Annotated in this window: 10 protein-coding genes; 4 read left to right on the forward strand and 6 right to left on the reverse strand. The window is 69.4% G+C overall.

What is annotated here, in order from left to right; genetic code table 11:
- From CCN56_RS07990 to ngcE, 4 genes are all read right to left on the reverse strand, one after another.
- Positions 1-1,085: ROK family transcriptional regulator (locus tag CCN56_RS07990; RefSeq protein WP_107484108.1), on the reverse strand; the 1,085-nt coding region annotated here is incomplete at its 3' end.
- Between the two features lie 163 nt (positions 1,086-1,248).
- On the reverse strand, positions 1,249-2,187 hold the full coding sequence (locus CCN56_RS07995; RefSeq protein ID WP_086824970.1) for a carbohydrate ABC transporter permease: 939 nt from the start codon (positions 2,185-2,187) through the stop codon (positions 1,249-1,251).
- Positions 2,187-3,116: a carbohydrate ABC transporter permease gene (locus CCN56_RS08000; RefSeq protein ID WP_086824972.1), complete on the reverse strand. Its 930-nt coding sequence runs from the start codon at positions 3,114-3,116 to the stop codon at positions 2,187-2,189. Before CCN56_RS08000 ends, CCN56_RS07995 begins: the two co-directional genes overlap by 1 nt.
- A gap of 121 nt (positions 3,117-3,237) precedes the next feature.
- On the reverse strand, positions 3,238-4,680 hold the full coding sequence (ngcE, locus tag CCN56_RS08005) for an N-acetylglucosamine/diacetylchitobiose ABC transporter substrate-binding protein (RefSeq protein ID WP_086824974.1): 1,443 nt from the start codon (positions 4,678-4,680) through the stop codon (positions 3,238-3,240).
- A 503-nt stretch (positions 4,681-5,183) separates the two neighbouring features.
- Between ngcE and CCN56_RS08010 the strand changes: the two genes are divergently transcribed.
- The gene (locus tag CCN56_RS08010; RefSeq protein ID WP_256961851.1) at positions 5,184-6,140 is read left to right on the forward strand and encodes a VCBS repeat-containing protein; all 957 of its coding nucleotides are present in this window, start codon (positions 5,184-5,186) and stop codon (positions 6,138-6,140) included.
- Between the two features lie 101 nt (positions 6,141-6,241).
- Here CCN56_RS08010 and acnA read toward each other — a convergent pair whose 3' ends face one another.
- Positions 6,242-8,956 (reverse strand): aconitate hydratase AcnA, encoded by a 2,715-nt coding sequence (acnA, locus tag CCN56_RS08015; RefSeq protein WP_086824976.1) that lies wholly within the window; start codon positions 8,954-8,956, stop codon positions 6,242-6,244.
- A gap of 503 nt (positions 8,957-9,459) precedes the next feature.
- On the opposite strand from acnA, the gene CCN56_RS08020 reads away from it, so the two are divergent.
- Together CCN56_RS08020 and CCN56_RS08025 are read left to right on the forward strand one after the other, a co-directional pair.
- Positions 9,460-9,816, forward strand: a complete 357-nt coding sequence (locus tag CCN56_RS08020) for a VOC family protein (RefSeq protein ID WP_086825001.1) — start codon at positions 9,460-9,462, stop codon at positions 9,814-9,816.
- Positions 9,817-9,866: 50 nt separating this feature from the next.
- Complete coding sequence (locus tag CCN56_RS08025) at positions 9,867-11,396, forward strand: UDP-N-acetylglucosamine 1-carboxyvinyltransferase (protein ID WP_086824978.1); 1,530 nt, start codon at positions 9,867-9,869, stop codon at positions 11,394-11,396.
- Positions 11,397-11,486: 90 nt separating this feature from the next.
- Here the strand turns inward: CCN56_RS08025 and CCN56_RS08030 are convergent, their stop codons facing one another.
- Positions 11,487-12,797 (reverse strand): hypothetical protein, encoded by a 1,311-nt coding sequence (locus tag CCN56_RS08030; protein WP_086824980.1) that lies wholly within the window; start codon positions 12,795-12,797, stop codon positions 11,487-11,489.
- A 210-nt stretch (positions 12,798-13,007) separates the two neighbouring features.
- Here CCN56_RS08030 and CCN56_RS08035 point away from each other — a divergent pair, with 210 nt between their 5' ends.
- Entirely contained in the window at positions 13,008-19,349 is a 6,342-nt protein-coding gene (locus CCN56_RS08035; RefSeq protein WP_179199743.1) for a protein kinase, read from the forward strand.
- Positions 19,350-19,373 lie beyond the last annotated feature (24 nt).

Below are 19,373 nucleotides of genomic sequence, written 5' to 3' on the forward strand. Positions count from 1 at the left end.
CCCTGGGCCAGCGAAAGCTGCCGGGCGGCGCTGGGGATCGCGTACCGCGAGACGGAGTCCCTGATGGGCGCGAGGACGAGCTCGCCGGCCTCGGCGATGTCGCCGCCGAGCACCACACGGCTGGGGTTGAGGAGGTTGCAGAGGTTGGCGATGCCGCTGCCGATGTGCCGTCCGACGTCGGCGATCACCCGGCGGCAGCCGGGGTCGCCCTCCCGGGCCAGCTGGACGACCCGCTCCATGGTCAGATCGGGGCCGTGGCTCGGCTGGAGCAGCGGCAGGACGTAGCGGGCGGCGGTGAAGGTCTCCAGGCAGCCCCGGTTGCCGCAGCGGCAGACCGGTCCCGACTCGTCCAGGGTGATGTGCCCGATCTCGCCGGCGGTGCCGCCCGGCCCCCGGTAGACCCGTCCGTCTATGACGAGTCCGGCGCCGACGCCGCTGGCCACCTTGATGTAGGCCAGGTCCTTGACGCCCCGGCCGCTCCCCCAGACCAGCTCGCCGAGCGCGCCGAGGTTGGCGTCGTTGTCGACGTGCACGGGGACGCCGAGCCGGGCGGAGAGCTCCTCGGCGGGGTTGATGCCGCTCCAGCCCGGCAGGATCGAGGTCGAGCCGAGCGTCCCGGAGGAGACGTCGATCGGGCCCGGCACGCCGAGGCCGACGCCGATCACCTTGTCGTAGCCGATGCCGGTGGCCCTGACCAACCGCTTGACCAGCTGTTCCGCCCGGTCGAAGCCCTCGGCGGCGGAGGCGTCCACGTCCAGCGGCTCGGCCTCCTCGGCGAGCACCTGGTGGGCGAGGTTGCCGACGGCGACCCGGAGGTGGGTGTGGCCGAAGTCCACGCCGATCACGATGCCGGCGTCGCCGGAGAGCGAGACGCTGCGGGCCCGCCGGCCCCCCGCGGAGGTGGGCGTGACCTCGACGGTGCCGCCGTCCTTCAGCTCCCGCACGATGTTGGAGACCGTGGCGGCGGAGAGGCCCGTCGACCGGGCGATCTCCGCCTGGGTGAGCGAGCCGGCCATGCGCACCGCCCGGACGACCCGTTCGAGATTGGCCCTGTGCAGAGACGTCTGCGACCCCGGAGTCTCCATCGACTCACTCACTCCCACCGTTTTCTCCAACATGTGAACTCTAAGGGGACTCTTTCGGCTCGGTTCCCGTCAAGAGCTTGAGGGTCGGACGGCGCGGGTCACACGACGCGCGGGGCCCCCGGCGCGGGTGCGCCGGGGGCCCTGGAAAGCTGCGACAGCGGGGTTACTTCACGGCGCCGGCGGTCAGACCGGCCACCACCTGCCGCTGGAAGACGATGTACGCCGCGAGGACCGGGAGCATCGCCATCACGAGGCCGGCGAAGAGGCCGGACCAGTCGCCCTTGTAGCCCTGGCTGACGGCCAGCTGGACGAGGCCCTGCGAGAGCACCTTGTTCTCCGGCTCGGTGTTGAGCACGGTCGGCAGCAGGTACTGGTTCCACTGGCCGAGGAAGTTGAAGATGCCGACGCTGATCAGGCCCGGCCTGGCCATCGGCAGCATCACCTGGAAGAACGTCCGGGTGTGCGAGGCGCCGTCCACGAAGGCCGCTTCCGCCACCGAGGTCGGCAGGGTGCGGAAGAAGGCCGTGAGGAAGAAGACGGTGAACGGCAGCGAGTACGCGATGTAGACCAGGATCAGGCCGTGCAGCGTGTTGAGCAGGGCCATGTTCTGCATCACGTAGAAGAGCGGCACGAGCGCCAGGATGATCGGGAAGCTCATCCCTCCGATGAAGAGGAAGTAGATGAAGCGGTTGCCCGGGAACTCGAAGCGGGCCAGGACGTAGGCCGCCATCGAGCCGAAGAGGAGCGTGCCGACGAGCGAGCCGCCGACCACCAGGAGGGTGTTCAGGAAGTAGTCGCTCATGTGCGCCTCGGTCCAGGCACGCGACCAGTTCTCGAAGTGCAGCCTGTCGGGCAGCGCCCACGGCGAGGTGAAGATCGACTTGTCGTCCTTGAAGGAGGTCATGACCGCCCAGAGCAGCGGCATGACGACCATGATCGCCCAGATGATCAGGACGCCGTGCGAGAAGACGTTCAGGGTCGCGCCCTCGGCCTTGGCGGTCCTGCGCGGCGCGGGCGCCGCCGTCCTGGTGACCGCGGGTCCGGGGCCGGCCGGGGATCCGGGGGTCCCGACGCCGGTGGTGGCAGTGTCGGTCGTCTTCATCAGAACTCCAGCCGCTCGCGCCGGCCCAGCTTCATCACGACGGCCGCGAAGGCGAGCGTGACGATGAGGAGCGCGACGCCGATGGTCGTTGCGTAGGCGGCCTGACCGTCCCGGAACGCCTTCTGGTACACGTACAGCGGAAGGACGATGGTGGAGAAGTCGGGCCCGCCGCCGTTGGGGCCGACGGTCATGATCTGCACGACGGCGAAGGACTCCGCGCCGAGCGCGAGGATGCCCATGTAGATCCAGCCCGACTGCACGGTGTCCCAGAGCAGCGGCAGGGTGATCTTGAAGAAGGTGGTGAAGCGGTTGGCGCCGTCGAGCAGGGCCGCCTCGTAGAAGTCCCTCGGAATGGACGCCATGCCGGCCGAGAAGAGGACGACGAAGAATCCGACCGTGGACCAGACGAGGACCACCATCACGCAGATGAGGGCGAGGTCCGGATCGCCGAGCCAGTCCGGCTGGATGCTGCCGAGACCGACGCCCTTCAGTACGGAATTGATGGCTCCGCTGTTCGGGTTGTACGCGAACTGGAAGAGCAGCGCGACGATCGCGATCGACAGCACCTGCGGGAAGAAATAGACGATCTTGTAGAACGAGGAACCGCGCACACCTGCGATCGCCGCGCCCCTGCGGCGCCGACCGCCGACATTGAGCATGAAGGCGAAGAAGAGCGCGAGCCCCACGGTCACCAGCGGCAGCACCACCGCGAAGGTCAGACTGTGCTGGAGCGATTTCCAGAAGATCTCGTCGTCCAGCATTCTGCTGTAGTTGTCGAATCCGACCATCCCGAATTCGGGGCTCAGTCCGGTCCAGTCCGTGAACGAGTAGTAGATGGACTGGACGAACGGCCAGATGACGAACAGCGTATAGAGCGCGAGGGGCACCGCCAGGAACCCCACGATGAAACGGTACTTGCCGTGTTGCATTCCTACCGACCCCGATCTTCCCGCGGAGACGCCCCGCTGGTGCCACGCGCTGCTGGTGCCGCGCGCCAAGGGGCCGGGGCCCGCTCCCGGTCGGCGGGAAGGGACCCCGGCACTGTGTGTCTCAGTGCTTGTAGTGCTTGATGCTCGAGTCCTTGGCCGCTTCATCGGCGAACTTCTGGATCTTCTTGATGGTCTCGGCCGGGGTCGCGCGGCCGGCCATCATCTCGCCGAGGCCGGCGACACCGATCTTCTCCTTCTGGAGGGCGACGTACCAGTCCTGGAGGCGCGGGTTGACGACGTTCTGGCCGGCCTTCTCCAGGGCGGCGACACCGGACTTGAGGCCCGGGGTCAGGTCGATGCCGTCGGTGCCGCCGTTGAAGGCGGTCAGGGACTTCACGGACTTGGTGAAGTTCTTGGAGGAGTCCTCGCTGAGCATGATGCGCAGCTGCTCCAGACCGCCCTCCAGGTTCTTCGCCTTCGCCGGGACGATGAAGGGCTCGCCGCCGGACGCCCAGATGGTGCCGAAGGGCATCTTGTCGGAGGAGTCGATGCCGGTCGGGGCGGAGACGGCCAGGTCGAAGTCGGCCGGCATGGTCTTCGCGGCCTCGTTCTCGACCCAGGAGCCGTTCGGGATGAACAGCGCCTTGCCCTCGGTCCAGGCGGTCTGCGACTGGATGTGGTCGAGGCCGGGGGTGCCCTTGAGGATGTAGCCCTTCTTGACGAGCTCGTAGTACGCCTCGAAACAGGCCTTGACCGCGGGGTGCTCCCAGGCCTTCGGCTCCAGGTTGTCGATGGCGTCGAGGACCTCGCGGCCGCCGACCTTGCCGATCATCGGGTACAGCGAGAAGGGGACGTAGTACGGGTACTTTCCGGCGTACGTCCAGCCGGCGATGCCCTTCTTCTTGGCCTTCTCGCAGACGGCCAGCATCTCGTCCCAGGTCTCGGGGTACTTCGCGTCGAGGGAGTCGAGCAGCTTCTGCGAGTACCAGACGCCGTAGACCGTGTACGCGTAGTACATGATCCACACCGGGTCGCCGTCGAACTGGCCCATCTCGACGATGCCCGGCCGCAGCGTGTCGCGGACCTTCTTGCTCGGGTCGTCGATGGACGGCGCGTCCAGGAGCGGGGTGAGGTCCGCCAGCTGCTTCTGGCCGACGAGGACGCCCATGTCCATCTGCTCGGCGCCGGAGTTGTCGATGAGGTCCGGCGGGGTGCCGCCGTTGAAGCGCGGCTGCAGCGTGGTGGTGATCTTCTGGGTCGGGGTGAACTTGACCGTCGCCTTGGGGTAATTGGTCTCATAGACCTTGATCGCGTCCTTGGCGTACTGCTGTCCGAAACCGCCGTCGAAGAGGACGAACTCCAGCCCCGCCGACTCGTTCACCCCGAGCGGGTTCTTTTCGGACTTCGTGCCCTTCTCGACCTTTTCGTTGCCACCGTCACCGCTGCTCGCGCAGGCGGACAGGAAGCCCATCGTCGGTACGGAGATCAGACCGACAGCGGCGGAACGCTTGATCAGATCGCGACGGCCGAGGCCCTCACCGTTGTGTGCGGAGGTGGATCCCATGCTCAAGTCCTCGCCTTCATTCAGGACTCAGGCGGTGTACCGGTCGCCCGTTTCTCACTCGCCACAGGCGAAGGGCCCCGCCACCGCGGTCAATTGCAGCCGGGTCGTGCACGCGTCGGGCCGTCGGCGGATTGCTCCGACTGGCTGGACGCCGACAGGTATAGTCCACTTCCCTTCACGGGAGCAAGATCGAAACCAGCTTTCCACGGCCATCTTTCCCGAGTTGAGACCTCCGGGATAAGCACGCTGGATCTGCGGCGTTTCGTCCAAGCATTCGCCGCGCAACACCCTTGACACGGCATCAGGGTCACCCCATCCCCCGGGCCCGCGCCGGGATGCGCGACGGCGCGCGGGAGGGAAGGGATAAAAGGGGACATATGTTCAGCATTGAAACAGCCGTGTCACAAACCAGTTGCCCGGTGAAGATCTCGTGAGAAGGATCCTGGATCATAGAGGTCCCCGCCGCGCCCTGCCTCCGGCACGGGCGCGCGGTGGAACCTGCCTTGTTCCATACGGATCTGGAGATCTACGTGGCCAACTCTTCTGGCCTGAACCGCGCGGGCATCGTGTCCCGTGTCACGGTCGCGGCGATAACCGCCGCTCTGGTCGGCACCACGACGGCCGCCTACGCCGCCGACGCGCCGGCCACCCCCAGCGCTGTGAAGCCCTCCTCCACCGCTTCGGCCACCGCCGACGCCGGTACCGCGGCCGCCTCGGCCGACGCCGAGCTCCGCTTCCTGAACGGCGTCTCCGGCGACACCCTCTGGTGGTACGAGCCGAACGGCTCCGGCGGCTTCGAAGCGCGCAACTACGCCACCAACACCTGGGGCAGCGTCAAGAACGCGCAGCAGGCCGACAACGACGGCGACGGCATCGCCGACGACACCTGGATCTGGTACACCTCCGGCACCATGGCCTACGGCGCCGGCGAGTCGACCTCCTCCTCGTTCACCACCGTCGGCAGCGGCTGGAACATCTACAACAAGATCGTCTCGCCGGGTCAGCTCGGCGGCGGCGCGGCCGCGGACATCATCGCCCGCGACTCGTACGGCACCCTGTGGCTGTACCTCGGCTACGGCAACGGCAAGCTCACCAGCCGTTACAAGGTCGGCACCGGCTGGAACATCTACAACCAGATCGCCGGCGTCGGCGACCTGAGCGGTGACGGCAAGGCCGACATCGTCGCCCGCGACGGCAGCGGCGTCCTGTGGCTGTACAAGGGCACGGGCGACTACAAGGCGCCGTTCGCCGGCCGCACCAAGATCGGCAGCGGCTGGGGCGTCTACAACACCCTGCTCGGCATCGGCGACCTCGACTGGGACGGCCACAGCGACCTGCTCGCCCGTGACACGTCCGGTCGGCTGTACCGCTACAGCGGCAGTGGCTCCGCCACCTCGCCGTTCAAGCCGCGTGTCCTCATCGGCTCCAGCGGCTGGAACACCTACCGCCTCATGTTCTGATCCTCGCTCCCGTCGTGAGACGGGGCGTGCGTGACGAACGAAAGGGCCCCGCTCCTCGGAAGAGGAGCGGGGCCCTTGCCGTATGCCTGCTACCCGATGCGTCAGCCGCGGATCAGGTTGCGGAGCACGTACTGCATGATGCCGCCGTTGCGGTAGTAGTCCGCCTCACCGGGGGTGTCGATGCGGACGACCGCGTCGAACTCGACACCGGTGTCGGTGGTGACCTTGACCGTGCTCGGCGTGGTGCCCTCGTTCAGCTCCGTGACGCCGGTGATGGAGAAGGTCTCCTCGCCGGTCAGGCCGAGCGAGTCGGCCGACTGGCCGGCCGGGAACTGCAGCGGGAGGACGCCCATGCCGATGAGGTTCGAGCGGTGGATGCGCTCGTACGACTCGGTGATGACGGCCTTGACGCCGAGGAGCGCGGTGCCCTTGGCGGCCCAGTCGCGGGACGAGCCGGAGCCGTATTCCTTGCCGCCCAGGATGACCAGCGGGGTGCCGGCGGCCTGGTAGTTCTGCGAGGCGTCGTAGATGAACGACACCGGACCGTCGGCCTGGGTGAAGTCGCGGGTGTAGCCGCCCTCGGTGCCCGGCGCGATCTGGTTGCGCAGGCGGATGTTGGCGAAGGTGCCGCGGATCATGACCTCGTGGTTGCCACGGCGCGAGCCGTAGGAGTTGAAGTCACGACGCTCCACACCGTGCTCGGTGAGGTACTTGCCGGCCGGGGTGTCGGCCTTGATGGCACCGGCCGGGGAGATGTGGTCGGTGGTGACCGAGTCGCCCAGCTTGGCCAGGACGCGGGCGCCGACGATGTCGGTGACCGGGGTGGTCTCCATCGTCATGCCCTCGAAGTACGGGGGCTTCCGGACGTAGGTGGACTCGGCGTCCCACTCGAAGGTGGAGCCCGTCGGGATCGACAGGGCCTGCCACTGGGCGTCGCCCGCGAAGACGTCCTGGTAGGACTTCGAGAACATGTCCTCGCCGATGGCGTTGGCGACGACGTCGTTGACCTCGGCCTCCGACGGCCAGATGTCGGCCAGGTAGACGGGCTTGCCGTCCTGGTCGACGCCGAGGGCGTCCTTGGTGATGTCCACCTTCATGGAGCCCGCGATGGCGTACGCGACGACCAGCGGCGGGGAGGCCAGGTAGTTCATCTTGACGTCGGGGTTGATGCGACCCTCGAAGTTGCGGTTGCCCGAGAGCACCGAGGTCACGGCGAGGTCGTGCTCGTTGACGGCCTTGGAGACCTCCTCCGGCAGCGGGCCGGAGTTGCCGATGCAGGTGGTGCAGCCGTAGCCGACGAGGTTGAAGCCGACCTTGTCGAGGTACGGGGTGAGGCCCGCCTTGTCGAAGTAGTCGGTGACGACCTTCGAGCCCGGGGCGAGGGTGGTCTTGACCCACGGCTTGCGGGTCAGGCCCTTCTCGACGGCCTTCTTCGCGACGAGCGCGGCGGCGACCATCACGTACGGGTTCGAGGTGTTGGTGCAGGAGGTGATCGCGGCGACGGTGACGGCGCCGTGGTCGATCGTGTAGGTCGTGCCGTCGGGGGCGGTCACCTCGACCGGGTTCGACGGGACGCCGTTGCTGACGGCCGGGGCGTCGGAGGCCGGGAAGGACTCCTCGCCGGCCTCGTCGGCGGTGGAGACGTAGTTGCGGACGTCCTGGGCGAACTGCGCGGCGGCGTTCGCGAGGACGATGCGGTCCTGCGGGCGCTTCGGGCCGGCGATGGACGGGACGACCGTGGAGAGGTCGAGCTCCAGCTTCTCGGAGAAGTCGGGCTCGGCGGCCGGGTCGAGCCAGAGGCCCTGCTCCTTGGCGTACGCCTCGACGAGCGCGACCTGCTGCTCGGAGCGGCCGGTGAGCTTGAGGTAGTTCAGGGTCTCGTCGTCGATCGGGAAGACCGCGGCGGTGGAGCCGAACTCCGGCGACATGTTGCCGATGGTGGCGCGGTTCGCGAGGGAGGTGGCGGCGACGCCCTCACCGTAGAACTCGACGAACTTGCCGACGACGCCGTGCTTGCGCAGCATCTCGGTGATGGTCAGCACCAGGTCGGTGGCGGTGGTGCCGGTGGGCAGCTCGCCGGTCAGCTTGAAGCCGACGACGCGCGGGATGAGCATGGAGACCGGCTGGCCGAGCATCGCGGCCTCGGCCTCGATGCCGCCGACGCCCCAGCCGAGCACACCGAGGCCGTTGACCATGGTGGTGTGCGAGTCGGTGCCGACGAGGGTGTCGGGGTACGCCTGGCCGTTGCGGACCATGACCGTGCGGGCCAGGTGCTCGATGTTCACCTGGTGGACGATGCCGGTGCCCGGCGGGACGACCTTGAAGTCGTCGAACGCGGTCTGGCCCCAGCGCAGGAACTGGTAGCGCTCCTTGTTGCGGCCGTACTCCAGCTCGACGTTCTGAGCGAAGGCGTCGTTGGTGCCGAACTTGTCGGCGATGACGGAGTGGTCGATGACCATCTCGGCCGGGGACAGCGGGTTGATCTTCGCCGGGTCGCCACCGAGGGCCGCGACGGCCTCGCGCATGGTGGCGAGGTCGACGACGCAGGGCACACCGGTGAAGTCCTGCATGATCACGCGGGCGGGCGTGAACTGGATCTCCTGGCTCGGCTGAGCCTGCGAGTCCCAGTTGCCGAGGGCCCGGATGTGGTCGGCGGTGATGTTCGCGCCGTCCTCGGTGCGGAGCAGGTTCTCCAGGAGGACCTTCAGGCTGTAAGGGAGGCGCGCGGAGCCCTCGACCTTGTCCAGCTTGAAGATCTCGTACGACTCGTCGCCCACGCGCAGCGTGCTGCGGGCGTCGAAGCTGTTCGCCGACACGACAGTCTCCTTCATCAATGTGCGCGTACTACCGTCATGCTGCCGCCACGACCTCTCGCCGATCCGCTAAGGTAAGGCTAAGTTAGGTAACCCTTACTGGGCGGGCGGCCGCAGTGCGCCGTAAGCAGTTATCTCGATGTCGAGATAACTCTAGTGCATCCCCGCCTTCCGGTCATGCCCGGGCGGCCGTCGATCGCGGTATGTCGCCCCACCCGCCGCCCGGGAGCGGCGCCCGCCCGCCGGTCAGGCCGCCGGCCCCGGTGCCCGGCTCGCCGACCTCGGCGGTTCGAGCCGGAGGAGCTCCCCGGAGGAACAGTCCGAGTCGGGGGTCCTCCACGAGACTTCGCTCTCGCCGTCGCCCGGCGGGGGGCACCGCGCGCCCGCCGGGGCCGCTCGCGGCACGCGAGGCCCACGGGGCTCGCACCGCGTCGAGGACATGACCGACTTACCCGTACGGACGCGCACGAATGGCCGTACCCGTGGCGCGCGTCGAGGATCGAACCATGTTCAGCGGCGCGCACGTGGTTCTGTACACCCGGGACGCGGAGGCCGATCGGGCCTTCCTCAGGGACGTCGTCGGCTTCGAGCACGTGGACGCCGGGGGCGGCTGGCTCATCTTCAGGCTGCCGCCCGCCGAGATCGCGGTGCATCCCACGACGGACGAGCCGATGCACGAGGTCTACCTCATGTGCGAGGACCTCACCGACACCCTGACGGCCCTGGAGGACCGGGGCGCGGAGATCTCACGGGCCATCACCGACCAGGGCTGGGGCCTGCTCGCCGCCGTCCGGCTGCCGAGCGGCACCGAACTCCCCCTGTACGAACCGCGCCACCCGACCGTACACACCGGTTCACCCTGATGGCCCACCCGATGTCGATCACCATCTCATATCTGAGATAACGTGACGCCATGGCAGACGACTACCTCGTACGCATCGGCAAGCTCATCCGTGACGCCCGGCAGCACCGCGGCTGGACGCAGACGCAGCTCGCCGAGGCGCTGGCCACGAGCCAGAGCGCCGTCAACCGGATCGAGCGCGGCAACCAGAACATCAGCCTTGAGATGATCGCCCGGATCGGCGAAGCCCTCGACAGCGAGATCGTGTCCCTGGGCTACGCGGGCCCCATGCACCTCCGGGTCGTCGGCCGCCGCCGCCTCTCCGGCGCCATCGACGTCAAGACGAGCAAGAACGCCTGCGTCGCGCTGCTCTGCGCCTCCCTCCTCAACAAGGGCCGCACCGTCCTGCGCCGCGTCGCCCGCATCGAGGAGGTCTTCCGGCTCCTGGAGGTCCTCAACTCCATCGGCGTCCGCACCCGCTGGGTCAACGACGGCGTGGACCTGGAGATCGTGCCGCCGGCCGAGCTCGACATGGAGTCCATCGACGCCGAGGCCGCGATCCGCACCCGCTCGATCATCATGTTCCTCGGCCCGCTGCTGCACCGCATGGACCGCTTCAAGCTGCCGTACGCCGGCGGCTGCGACCTCGGTACGCGCACGATCGAGCCGCACATGATCGCGCTGCGCCGCTTCGGCCTTGAGGTCACGGCGACCGACAACCTGTACCACGCGCAGGTCGAGCGGTCCGTCTCCCCCGACCGCCCGATCGTCCTGACCGAGCGCGGCGACACGGTGACCGAGAACGCCCTCCTGGCGGCCGCCCGCCACGACGGCGTGACCGTCATCCGCAACGCCTCCTCCAACTACATGGTCCAGGACCTGTGCTTCTTCCTGGAGGCCCTCGGCGTCCGGGTCGACGGCATCGGCACCACGACCCTGACCGTGCACGGCGTGCCGCAGATCGACGTGGACGTCGACTACTCCCCCTCCGAGGACCCGGTCGAGGCGATGAGCCTGGTCGCCGCGGCGGTGGTGACGGAGTCCGAACTGACCATCCGCCGGGTCCCGATCGAGTTCATGGAGATCGAGCTCGCGGTCCTGGAGGAGATGGGCCTCGACCACGACCGCTCGGCGGAGTACGCGGCGGACAACGGCCGCACCCGCCTCGTCGACCTGACGGTCCGCCCCTCCAAGCTGGAGGCGCCGATCGACAAGATCCACCCGATGCCGTTCCCGGGCCTGAACATCGACAACGTCCCCTTCTTCGCGGCGATCGCGGCGACGGCCCAGGGCAAGACCCTCATCCACGACTGGGTCTACGACAACCGCGCCATCTACCTCACCGACCTCAACCGCCTCGGCGGCCGCCTCCAGCTCCTCGACCCCCACCGCGTCCTGGTGGAGGGCCCGACCCGCTGGCGCGCCGCCGAGATGATGTGCCCGCCGGCCCTGCGCCCGGCCGTGGTCGTCCTCCTCGCCATGATGGCGGCGGAGGGCACGTCGGTCCTGCGCAACGTGTACGTCATCAACCGGGGTTACGAGGACCTCGCGGAGCGCCTCAACTCGATCGGCGCGCAGATCGAGATCTTCCGGGACATCTAGGAACCGGCGAGGCCCTGCCACCCTGCACTCAGGTTGGCGGGGCCTCGGCCTCTTCGTGTCCTTCGTGCGACCACGTGGATGCGAGCGCGCCTACGCGGGCAGCGCGGGGAACACGACCACCGAGCCGTCCTTGTTCCGGGCGATCTCGATCGCCACGTCTGTCGCACGGTGGTCGGCCGCAACCTCGTCGCCCAGCCGGCGAATCCGGTTCGCCGCGCGCAGCAGGCGATCGACGTCACCGATGTGCATCAGGGGCACCAGACTGGACGAGCGGGCCAGCTCCAGCACCGACAGCCGCTCCAGGACACCGGCGATGCTCGACTCCAGTTCGTCGAGGCGCTGCTGGTCGCGCCTGAGTGCGCGGGCGAAGTGCTCGAACGGGTTGCCGGAGTCGCTCTGGGCGTGCTCGACGGCCTGGAGGACGACGACCCGCCGCATCAACGCGATGGCCAGGGCGGCGAGTTCGAGGTGGGCGCGGAAGGTGCCGCCCTCGTCGTCGATGCCGGGGAACGCCTTGGTCAGCGCGCCGATCTCGACGGCCTTGCCATCGGGCAGCTTGTCGAGTGCCGTCTGCCACCGGGCAAGGCGGCTGTCGGCTTTGCTCAGCGCTGTGTCGATGGCATACACCGCCGAGTCGAGTCCCAGCGAGACACCGAGCTTGCCCTGGTCAAGCAGGATGGCAGTGGCTTTGTCGATGGCACCGCGGCAGCCGTCGAGTGCGCTGCGCTCGTCGTCGAGCTTGTCTTCCTGCAGCTGCTCCAAGAGCTCCGTGATGTGTTCGATGGCCTGCTGGCGCTTGTAGTCGGCATGCGCGCTCGCCCCCACCGCCACGGCCATGAGCACGAGCGGAGCGGCCACGGCGAGTGCCGTGCCGCCGACGGCCGCGGCACCGACGGTCGCACCGGCCCCGCCGACCGTGCCCGCCGCTGCCGCTCCTCCGACCGGCACGAACGTTGCTTTGGAGGCGATCCTGCCCGCCGAGTTCACGAGGTCACCGTAGATGCCGCCGGCCGCCCCCTTCGCCGCCATCGGGCGAACGAGGCCCTGCCCGAATTGAGCGGCGACCTTCGCCGGAACCACCATGCGATACAGGCTCTCGCCGGAAGTGGTCGCCCTGGCCACCGTCAGGGAGCTTCGCGCCGATTGCGTGATGAACTGCGACAGGTGCTGCGCCAGGGGACTCGCGGCGTCGAGCGGGATGCCACGGCCGCGGTCGATCTCGTCGGGCAGCGGATGCGCTTCAAGTGTGACGATCGGCTCGTCAGCCAGGACGGCCAGCACTCCGCGCAGTTCTGCCAGGCGCTCAGCCGTCATCGACTCGCCCGCGGTCAACCCCGGCACTCGGACGTCAGCGGTCGCCAGCGTCCACACGGGCACGGTCGTCTTGCGGTCGTCAGTCATCGTCTCCCCCTCTGCTTTCCGACGGCAGCCTACGGCTGACGCCCGACAAGAACGGCACGGACCTCGTGTTTTCAACTACGGGAGATACCTGTTGACGTCGTCAACAGATTGACGTCGTCGGCGTTGACGGGCGAAGATATACGCTCCCAGCGGGGTTGACCCACCTTGCGCGCGATCGGGTGAAACGGGGAGTGGCGAGTGAGCCTGGAGATGATCGACGGACGGTTCCGGATCACGGGTTCTGTCGGGCGGGGCAACATGGGCGAGGTCCATCGCGCCGAGGATCTCCAGGCAGCGCCGAACTCCCCGTACCGGAATGTCGCGGTCAAGACCATCCTGCGCGGCCGGACCGGAATGGCGGTCGGCACCTCGGGTGCCGGCGAGGAGGTCGCCCGGTTCCGCCGCGAAGTGCGGATCATGCGCATGCTCTCCAAGGGCCACCCGAACCTCACCCTGCTGCTCGATGGCGGGGTGGATACCGCTCAAGGTGACGGACTTCCCTATCTGGCCATGGAACTGCTCGACGGTCATCCGCTCGCCGATCTCATCGACGAGGAACCGCAGCTCCCCGTCTCCTGGGTCGCCGCCATCGGGGCGCAGATCGCCGCCGGGCTCGCCGCCGCGCACACGGCCGGAGTCGTGCACCGCGACCTGAAGCCCGCCAACGTGATGCTGACCCGCGACGGCACCGTCAAGATCCTCGACTTCGGCATGGGCTCGATCGTCGACGACCCGGACCAGACCCGGCTGACCAGCACGGGCGTCAGCGTCGGCACGGCCCGCTACATGGCACCCGAGCAGTTCCGGGCCGAACGCGTCACCGCCCTCGCCGACCTCTACGCGCTCGGCTGCATCCTGTACGAACTGCTGATCGGGCAGCCGCCGTTCTCCGCCCGGACCCCGTACGAGCTCTCCGAGCAGCACCAGCACGCGCGGCCCCCGCTGCTGACCCTGGTGCGCCCGGACCTGCCCGCCGAGCTGGTCCGCCTGGTCGACCGCCTGCTCGAGAAGGAAGCCGAACTGCGGCCCGAGAACGCCGCCCTGCTCCGTGACGTGTTGGTCCCGCTCGCACTCGCGCCGGACGACACGGCCGCCTTCCTTGCCCCGCACTGGCAGGTGATGGACCCGGTGGCCCGGCTGCGGGCCCTGCTCCCGGAGCGCACCCCGGCGGCGCCCGCACCCGTGCCGCGCAGGGAACCGCGCCTGCCCGAGACGATGGACGTCTTCGGCATCCACGCCGACCTGATCAGCGAGTACGAGAGCTTCACCAAGAGCGCGACGGTGATCCGGGACGCCCGGATCGACGGCTTCGTCGCGGACGACATGGCGGCGAAGTCGCAGTGGCCCGACCCGTGGCTGTCGCTGAACCCGTTCTTCGCCGACGGGGGCAAGGTCACCGACCTCGTACGGGACGGGATCCTGCACCCCAGGTGCGCGGAGATCTTCCAGGCAGGCAAGAAGGAGAGCTCGCGGCGCCCGGACGGGCGGCCGCTGACCTTCCATCTCCACCAGCGGCAGGCCATCGAGGCCGCGCAGGCGGGCGACTCCTACGTGCTGACGACCGGTACGGGCTCCGGCAAGTCCCTGGCGTACATCGTCCCGATCGTGAACCACGTCCTGAAGGAGCGTCAGGCAGCCGGTCCGGGCAGCGCGGGGGGCCGGGTGCGCGCGATCGTCGTGTACCCGATGAACGCCCTGGCGAACTCGCAGCTGATGGAGCTGGAGAAGTACCTGCGCCACGGATTCGGGTCGGGGAACGAGCCGGTCACCTTCGCCCGCTACACCGGCCAGGAGTCCGAAGAGCAGCGGCGGGAACTGCGCAAGAACCCACCGGACATCCTGCTCACGAACTACGTGATGCTGGAGCTCATGCTGACCCGGCCGGACGACCGGTCGAGTCTCATCCGCATGGCCGACGGGCTGCAGTTCCTCGTCTTCGACGAGTTGCACACCTACCGGGGCAGGCAGGGCGCGGACGTGGCGTTCCTGATCCGCCGGGTCCGCGAGGCCTGCCGGGCCTCGACGACCCTTCAGTGCATCGGCACCTCGGCCACCATGTCCACCGAGGGCTCCTGGGAGGACCAGCGGCGCGAGGTGGCCAAGGTCGCCGGCCGGCTGTTCGGCACGACGGTGCTGCCGAAGCGTGTCATCGGCGAGACCCTCATCCGGGCCACCGAGGAGGCGCCGGCGACGGTGCCCGCCGAGCGGCTGCGGGTGCCGGCGGCGCCCCGTTCCTACGAGGCGCTCACGAAGGACCCGCTGGCGCGGTGGCTGGAGTCGCGGTTCGGTCTGGAACGCGAGAAAGGCACGGGTCGGTTCCGGCGCTGCGCCCCGGGGACCGTCGAGGATGCGGCGGCCGAGCTCGCCGCTCGGTCCGGGGTGGCCGAGGAGAGCGTGCGCGAGGCGATCCGCACCACGCTGGAGGCGGGTTCGCAGGCGAAGAACCCGATGACGGAGCGCCCGCTGTTCGCCTTCCGGCTGCACCAGTTCCTCTCGAAGGGCGACACGGTCTACACGACCCTTGAGGATCCGCTCAGCCGCCCGCTCACCCGCACCTACCAGCTGGAGCAGCCCGGCAGCGATGGCAAGCCGCTGTTCCCGCTGGCGTTCTGCCGTGAGTGCGGCCAGGAGTACCTGACGGTCTGGCGCACCGAGGAGAGCGGGACGTTCCGGTACGAGCCGCGCCGGGACACCTCCGCCTCCGGAGGCCGGGACGGCGAGGGCTACCTGTACCTCGGCATGCCCGGGGAGGACTACGAGTGGCCGGCCGATCCGCAGACGGCCGTGGACGACCGGCGGTTGCCGGAGTCGTGGCTCGAGACGGACGCGCAGGGCGTGACCGTCGTCAGGAAGTCCTACCGGCCCCGGGTGCCCAAGCGGGTCGTCGTGGACGGGTTCGGGAACGAGTCGGGCGAGGGACTGGTGGCGGCGTTCGTCCCGGCGCCGTTCCTCTTCTGCGTGCACTGCCAGGTCTCGTACGAGCAGACCCGCGGCCGGGACTTCGCCAAGCTGGCCACGCTGGACCAGGAGGGCCGTTCCTCGGCCACCTCGCTGATCTCCGCGTCGATCGTGAAGTCCCTGCGGGCGGTGCCGGAGGAGAGCCTCGGCAAGGAGGCGCGCAAGCTTCTCACCTTCGTCGACAACCGGCAGGACGCCTCGCTCCAGGCCGGCCACTTCAACGACTTCGCTCAGGTCACCCAGTTGCGCGGCGCTCTCTACCAGGCGGCCGTGCGGGCGGGCGAGGAAGGCCTGCACCACGACGAGCTCGCCGAAGCAGTGACCGAGGTGATGGGTCTCTCACCGCGCGAGTACGCAGAGGGCAGGGCCCTGGCCCCCTCGATGGAGCGTCGTGCGACGAAGGCCTTCCGCGATGTCGTCGGGTACCGGCTCTACCGGGACCTGGAGCGCGGCTGGCGCATCACGATGCCGAACCTGGAGCAGACGGGTCTGCTGCGGATCGACTACGAGGACCTGGCCTGGATCGCCGCCGAGCCGGACCGCTGGCAGGCCACGCACACCGTGCTGCGCGAGGCCGACCCCGCGCTGCGCGAAGAGGTCGCCCGTACACTCCTCGACCACATGCGGCGTGCCCTCGCCATCGACGTGCAGTACTTCCGCGACGACTTCGACACGCTGCTGCGGGCGAGCGAGGAACGCCTCACCGGGCCGTGGGTCCTGAGCGAGAGCGACCGGCCCGCCGTCGGCACCGCCTACCCGTACGGTTCGAAGCCTGGCATGGAGCGCTCGGCGCTGTTCCTGTCGGCCCGCGGCAAGTTCGGCAAGTACCTCCGGCGGAACATGCCCGAGCTGCGTGCCCTGGCGCTGGACGACGTCCAGGTCGTCATCGAGGACCTGCTGAAGGTGCTGCTCGAGACGGAGCTGGTGCGCGAGGTGGAGGCGGCCCCCGAGCACGCCGGCCCCGCCTACCGCCGTCGGGCGGCCGAGAAGCGCACCGGCTACCGGGTGTCGGCCGCCGCCCTGATCTGGCGTGCCGGCAGCGGTGAGCGGGGCGCGATCGACCCGCTGGCGCGCACGTACAGCAGCGGGGAGGGTCCGCGCGTCAACCCGTTCTTCCGCGACCTGTACCGGACGGCGGCGGCCGAGCTGGCCGGCCTGTTCGCCCGGGAGCACACGGCGCAGGTCACCCCGGAGGATCGGCTGGAGCGGGAGGGCCGGTTCCGCACGGCGGAACTGCCCCTGCTGTACTGCTCGCCGACGATGGAGCTGGGCGTCGACATCTCCTCGCTGAACGCCGTGCTGATGCGCAACGTGCCGCCGACCCCGGCGAACTACGCGCAGCGCTCGGGCCGGGCGGGCCGCTCCGGTCAGCCCGCCCTGGTGACCACGTACTGCGCCACGGGCAACAGCCACGACCAGTACTACTTCCGCCGCTCCCAGGACATGGTGGCCGGGCAGGTGGCGCCGCCGCGCCTCGACCTCGCCAACGAGGACCTGGTCCGCTCCCACATCCAGGGCATCTGGCTCGCGGAGACGGGGATGAAGCTGGGCGTCGCGATCCCGGACGTCGTCGACGTGGCCTACGACCCCGACGGCAGCGACCGCCCCGATCCGCAGATGCCGCTGCCGCTCCTCCCGCACATCCGCGACCTGTCCCTGGACGAGGGTGCCCGCCGGCGCGCGGTCGCCGCGGCCCGTACCGTCCTCGCCCCGCTGATCGCGGACTTCGCGGACACCACCTGGTGGTACGACGAGTGGATCGAGGACCGGATCGAGCGTGCCCCGCAGCGGTTCGACGACTCCTTCGACCGGTGGCGCGAGCTGTTCCGGGCGGCCGTCGTCGACCAGTACGAGCAGAACAAGCGGGTCGTCGACCACACCCTCTCGCAGGGCGAGCAGGGCCGGGCGCGCACCCGCCGCCGCGAGGCGGAGACGCAGACGAACCTGCTGCTCAACCGCTCGTCGGACAGCAAGTCGGTGATGAGCGACTTCAATCCGTACCGCTATCTGGCGTCCGAGGGCTTCCTGCCCGGCTACAGCTTCCCGCGGCTTCCCCTGGCCGCGTACATCCCGCGCTCCGGCAACCGTCGCAACGCCGACGGCGACTATCTGCAGCGACCCCGGTTCCTCGCGATCCGGGAGTTCGGCCCCGGCGCGCTGATCTACCACGAGGGTGCCCGCTACCAGGTCACCCGCGTGCAGCTGCCGCCGGACGCCTCGGGTGACCTGGCGACGGCGGAGGCGCGGCGCTGCGACGGCTGCGGCTACCACTACGCCGTCAAGCCGGGCGTGGACAAGTGCGCGATGTGTGGGGAGGAGCTGAGGAGCAAGCGCACCGGTCTGCTCCATCTGCACACCGTGTACACCACCCCGCGCGAGCGGATCTCCTCCGACGAGGAGGAGCGCCGCCGGGCCGGTTTCCGTCTGGAGACCTCGTACGCCTTCCAGGGCCACGGCGCCCGCAAGGGACGGCTCACCTCACACGTCACGGACGCCGAAGGGGCGCCCGTGCTCGACCTGGACTACGGCGACTCGGCGACGGTCCGCATCACCAATCTCGGCCGCGTCCGGGACAAGGAGGGCGAGCCGGACGGCTACTGGCTGGACCTGGGCGACGGCCGCTGGCTCAACGACCGGGCCGCCGCGGACGCCATCGAAGGTACCGGCATGCCCGTGGTCGACGAGGACGGCAACGAGAAGCGCCGCAAGAAGCGTGTTCTGCCCTATGTGGAGGACCGCCGCAACATCCTCGTCCTCACCCTGGACGAGCCGCAGCCGGAGCCGGTGGCCCTGTCGTTCCTGTACGCGCTCGAACGGGGCATCGAGGCCGCGTTCGAGCTGGAGGACTCCGAGCTGACCGCGGAGCTGCTGCCTCCGGACGACGGCCCGCGGCGCCGCATCCTGTTCACGGAGGCCGCCGAGGGCGGCGCCGGTGTGCTGCGGCGCATCCAGCACGACAAGGACGCCCTGGCCAAGGCCGCCCGTACCGCCCTGGAGATCTGCCACTTCGATCCTGACACCGGCGAGGACGAGGGCGGCCCTGCGGACGGCGAGGAGTGCGCCCGCGGCTGCTACGCCTGCCTGCTGACCTACGCCAACCAGACGCACCACCGCAGGCTGAGCCGGCACAGCGCACGCCCGCTGCTCGCACGCCTCGCCGACGCCCGGACGGAACGGGAGGACCGCGGCGAGTCCCGCAGCGAGGCCTTCCGCAGGCTGGCCCCGGCCACCGCAGGCGGCGAAGCGCCGGAGAGGGCCGAGGCACCCGCCCCGACCCCGCTGGAGACGGACCTGAGCGCCCTCGTCACGAGCGGCGACCTGCTCGGCTGGCTCAGGGCGAAGGGCTACCGGCTGCCGGACGAGGTCAAGGTCCTCGTCCCGGAGGCCGGGGCCTGCCCCGACCTCGTCTTCCGCCTGGACGGCGCCAACCTCGCGGTGTTCGTCGACGGCCCCGGCCACGCGGCCGACCCGACGCGTGACGTCGAGGCCGGCTACCGCCTGGAGGACGCCGGCTGGGACGTCGTGCGCTTCCCGACGGACGCCGACTGGGACGCCATCACCGACCACAACGCCGCCTACTTCCACCTGCGTTGACCGCAGCACCCCCTCTCGATCCCA

It is taken from the genome of Streptomyces sp. NRRL B-24572 (assembly GCF_002156145.1).
Lineage (GTDB): Bacteria > Actinomycetota > Actinomycetes > Streptomycetales > Streptomycetaceae > Streptomyces > Streptomyces vietnamensis.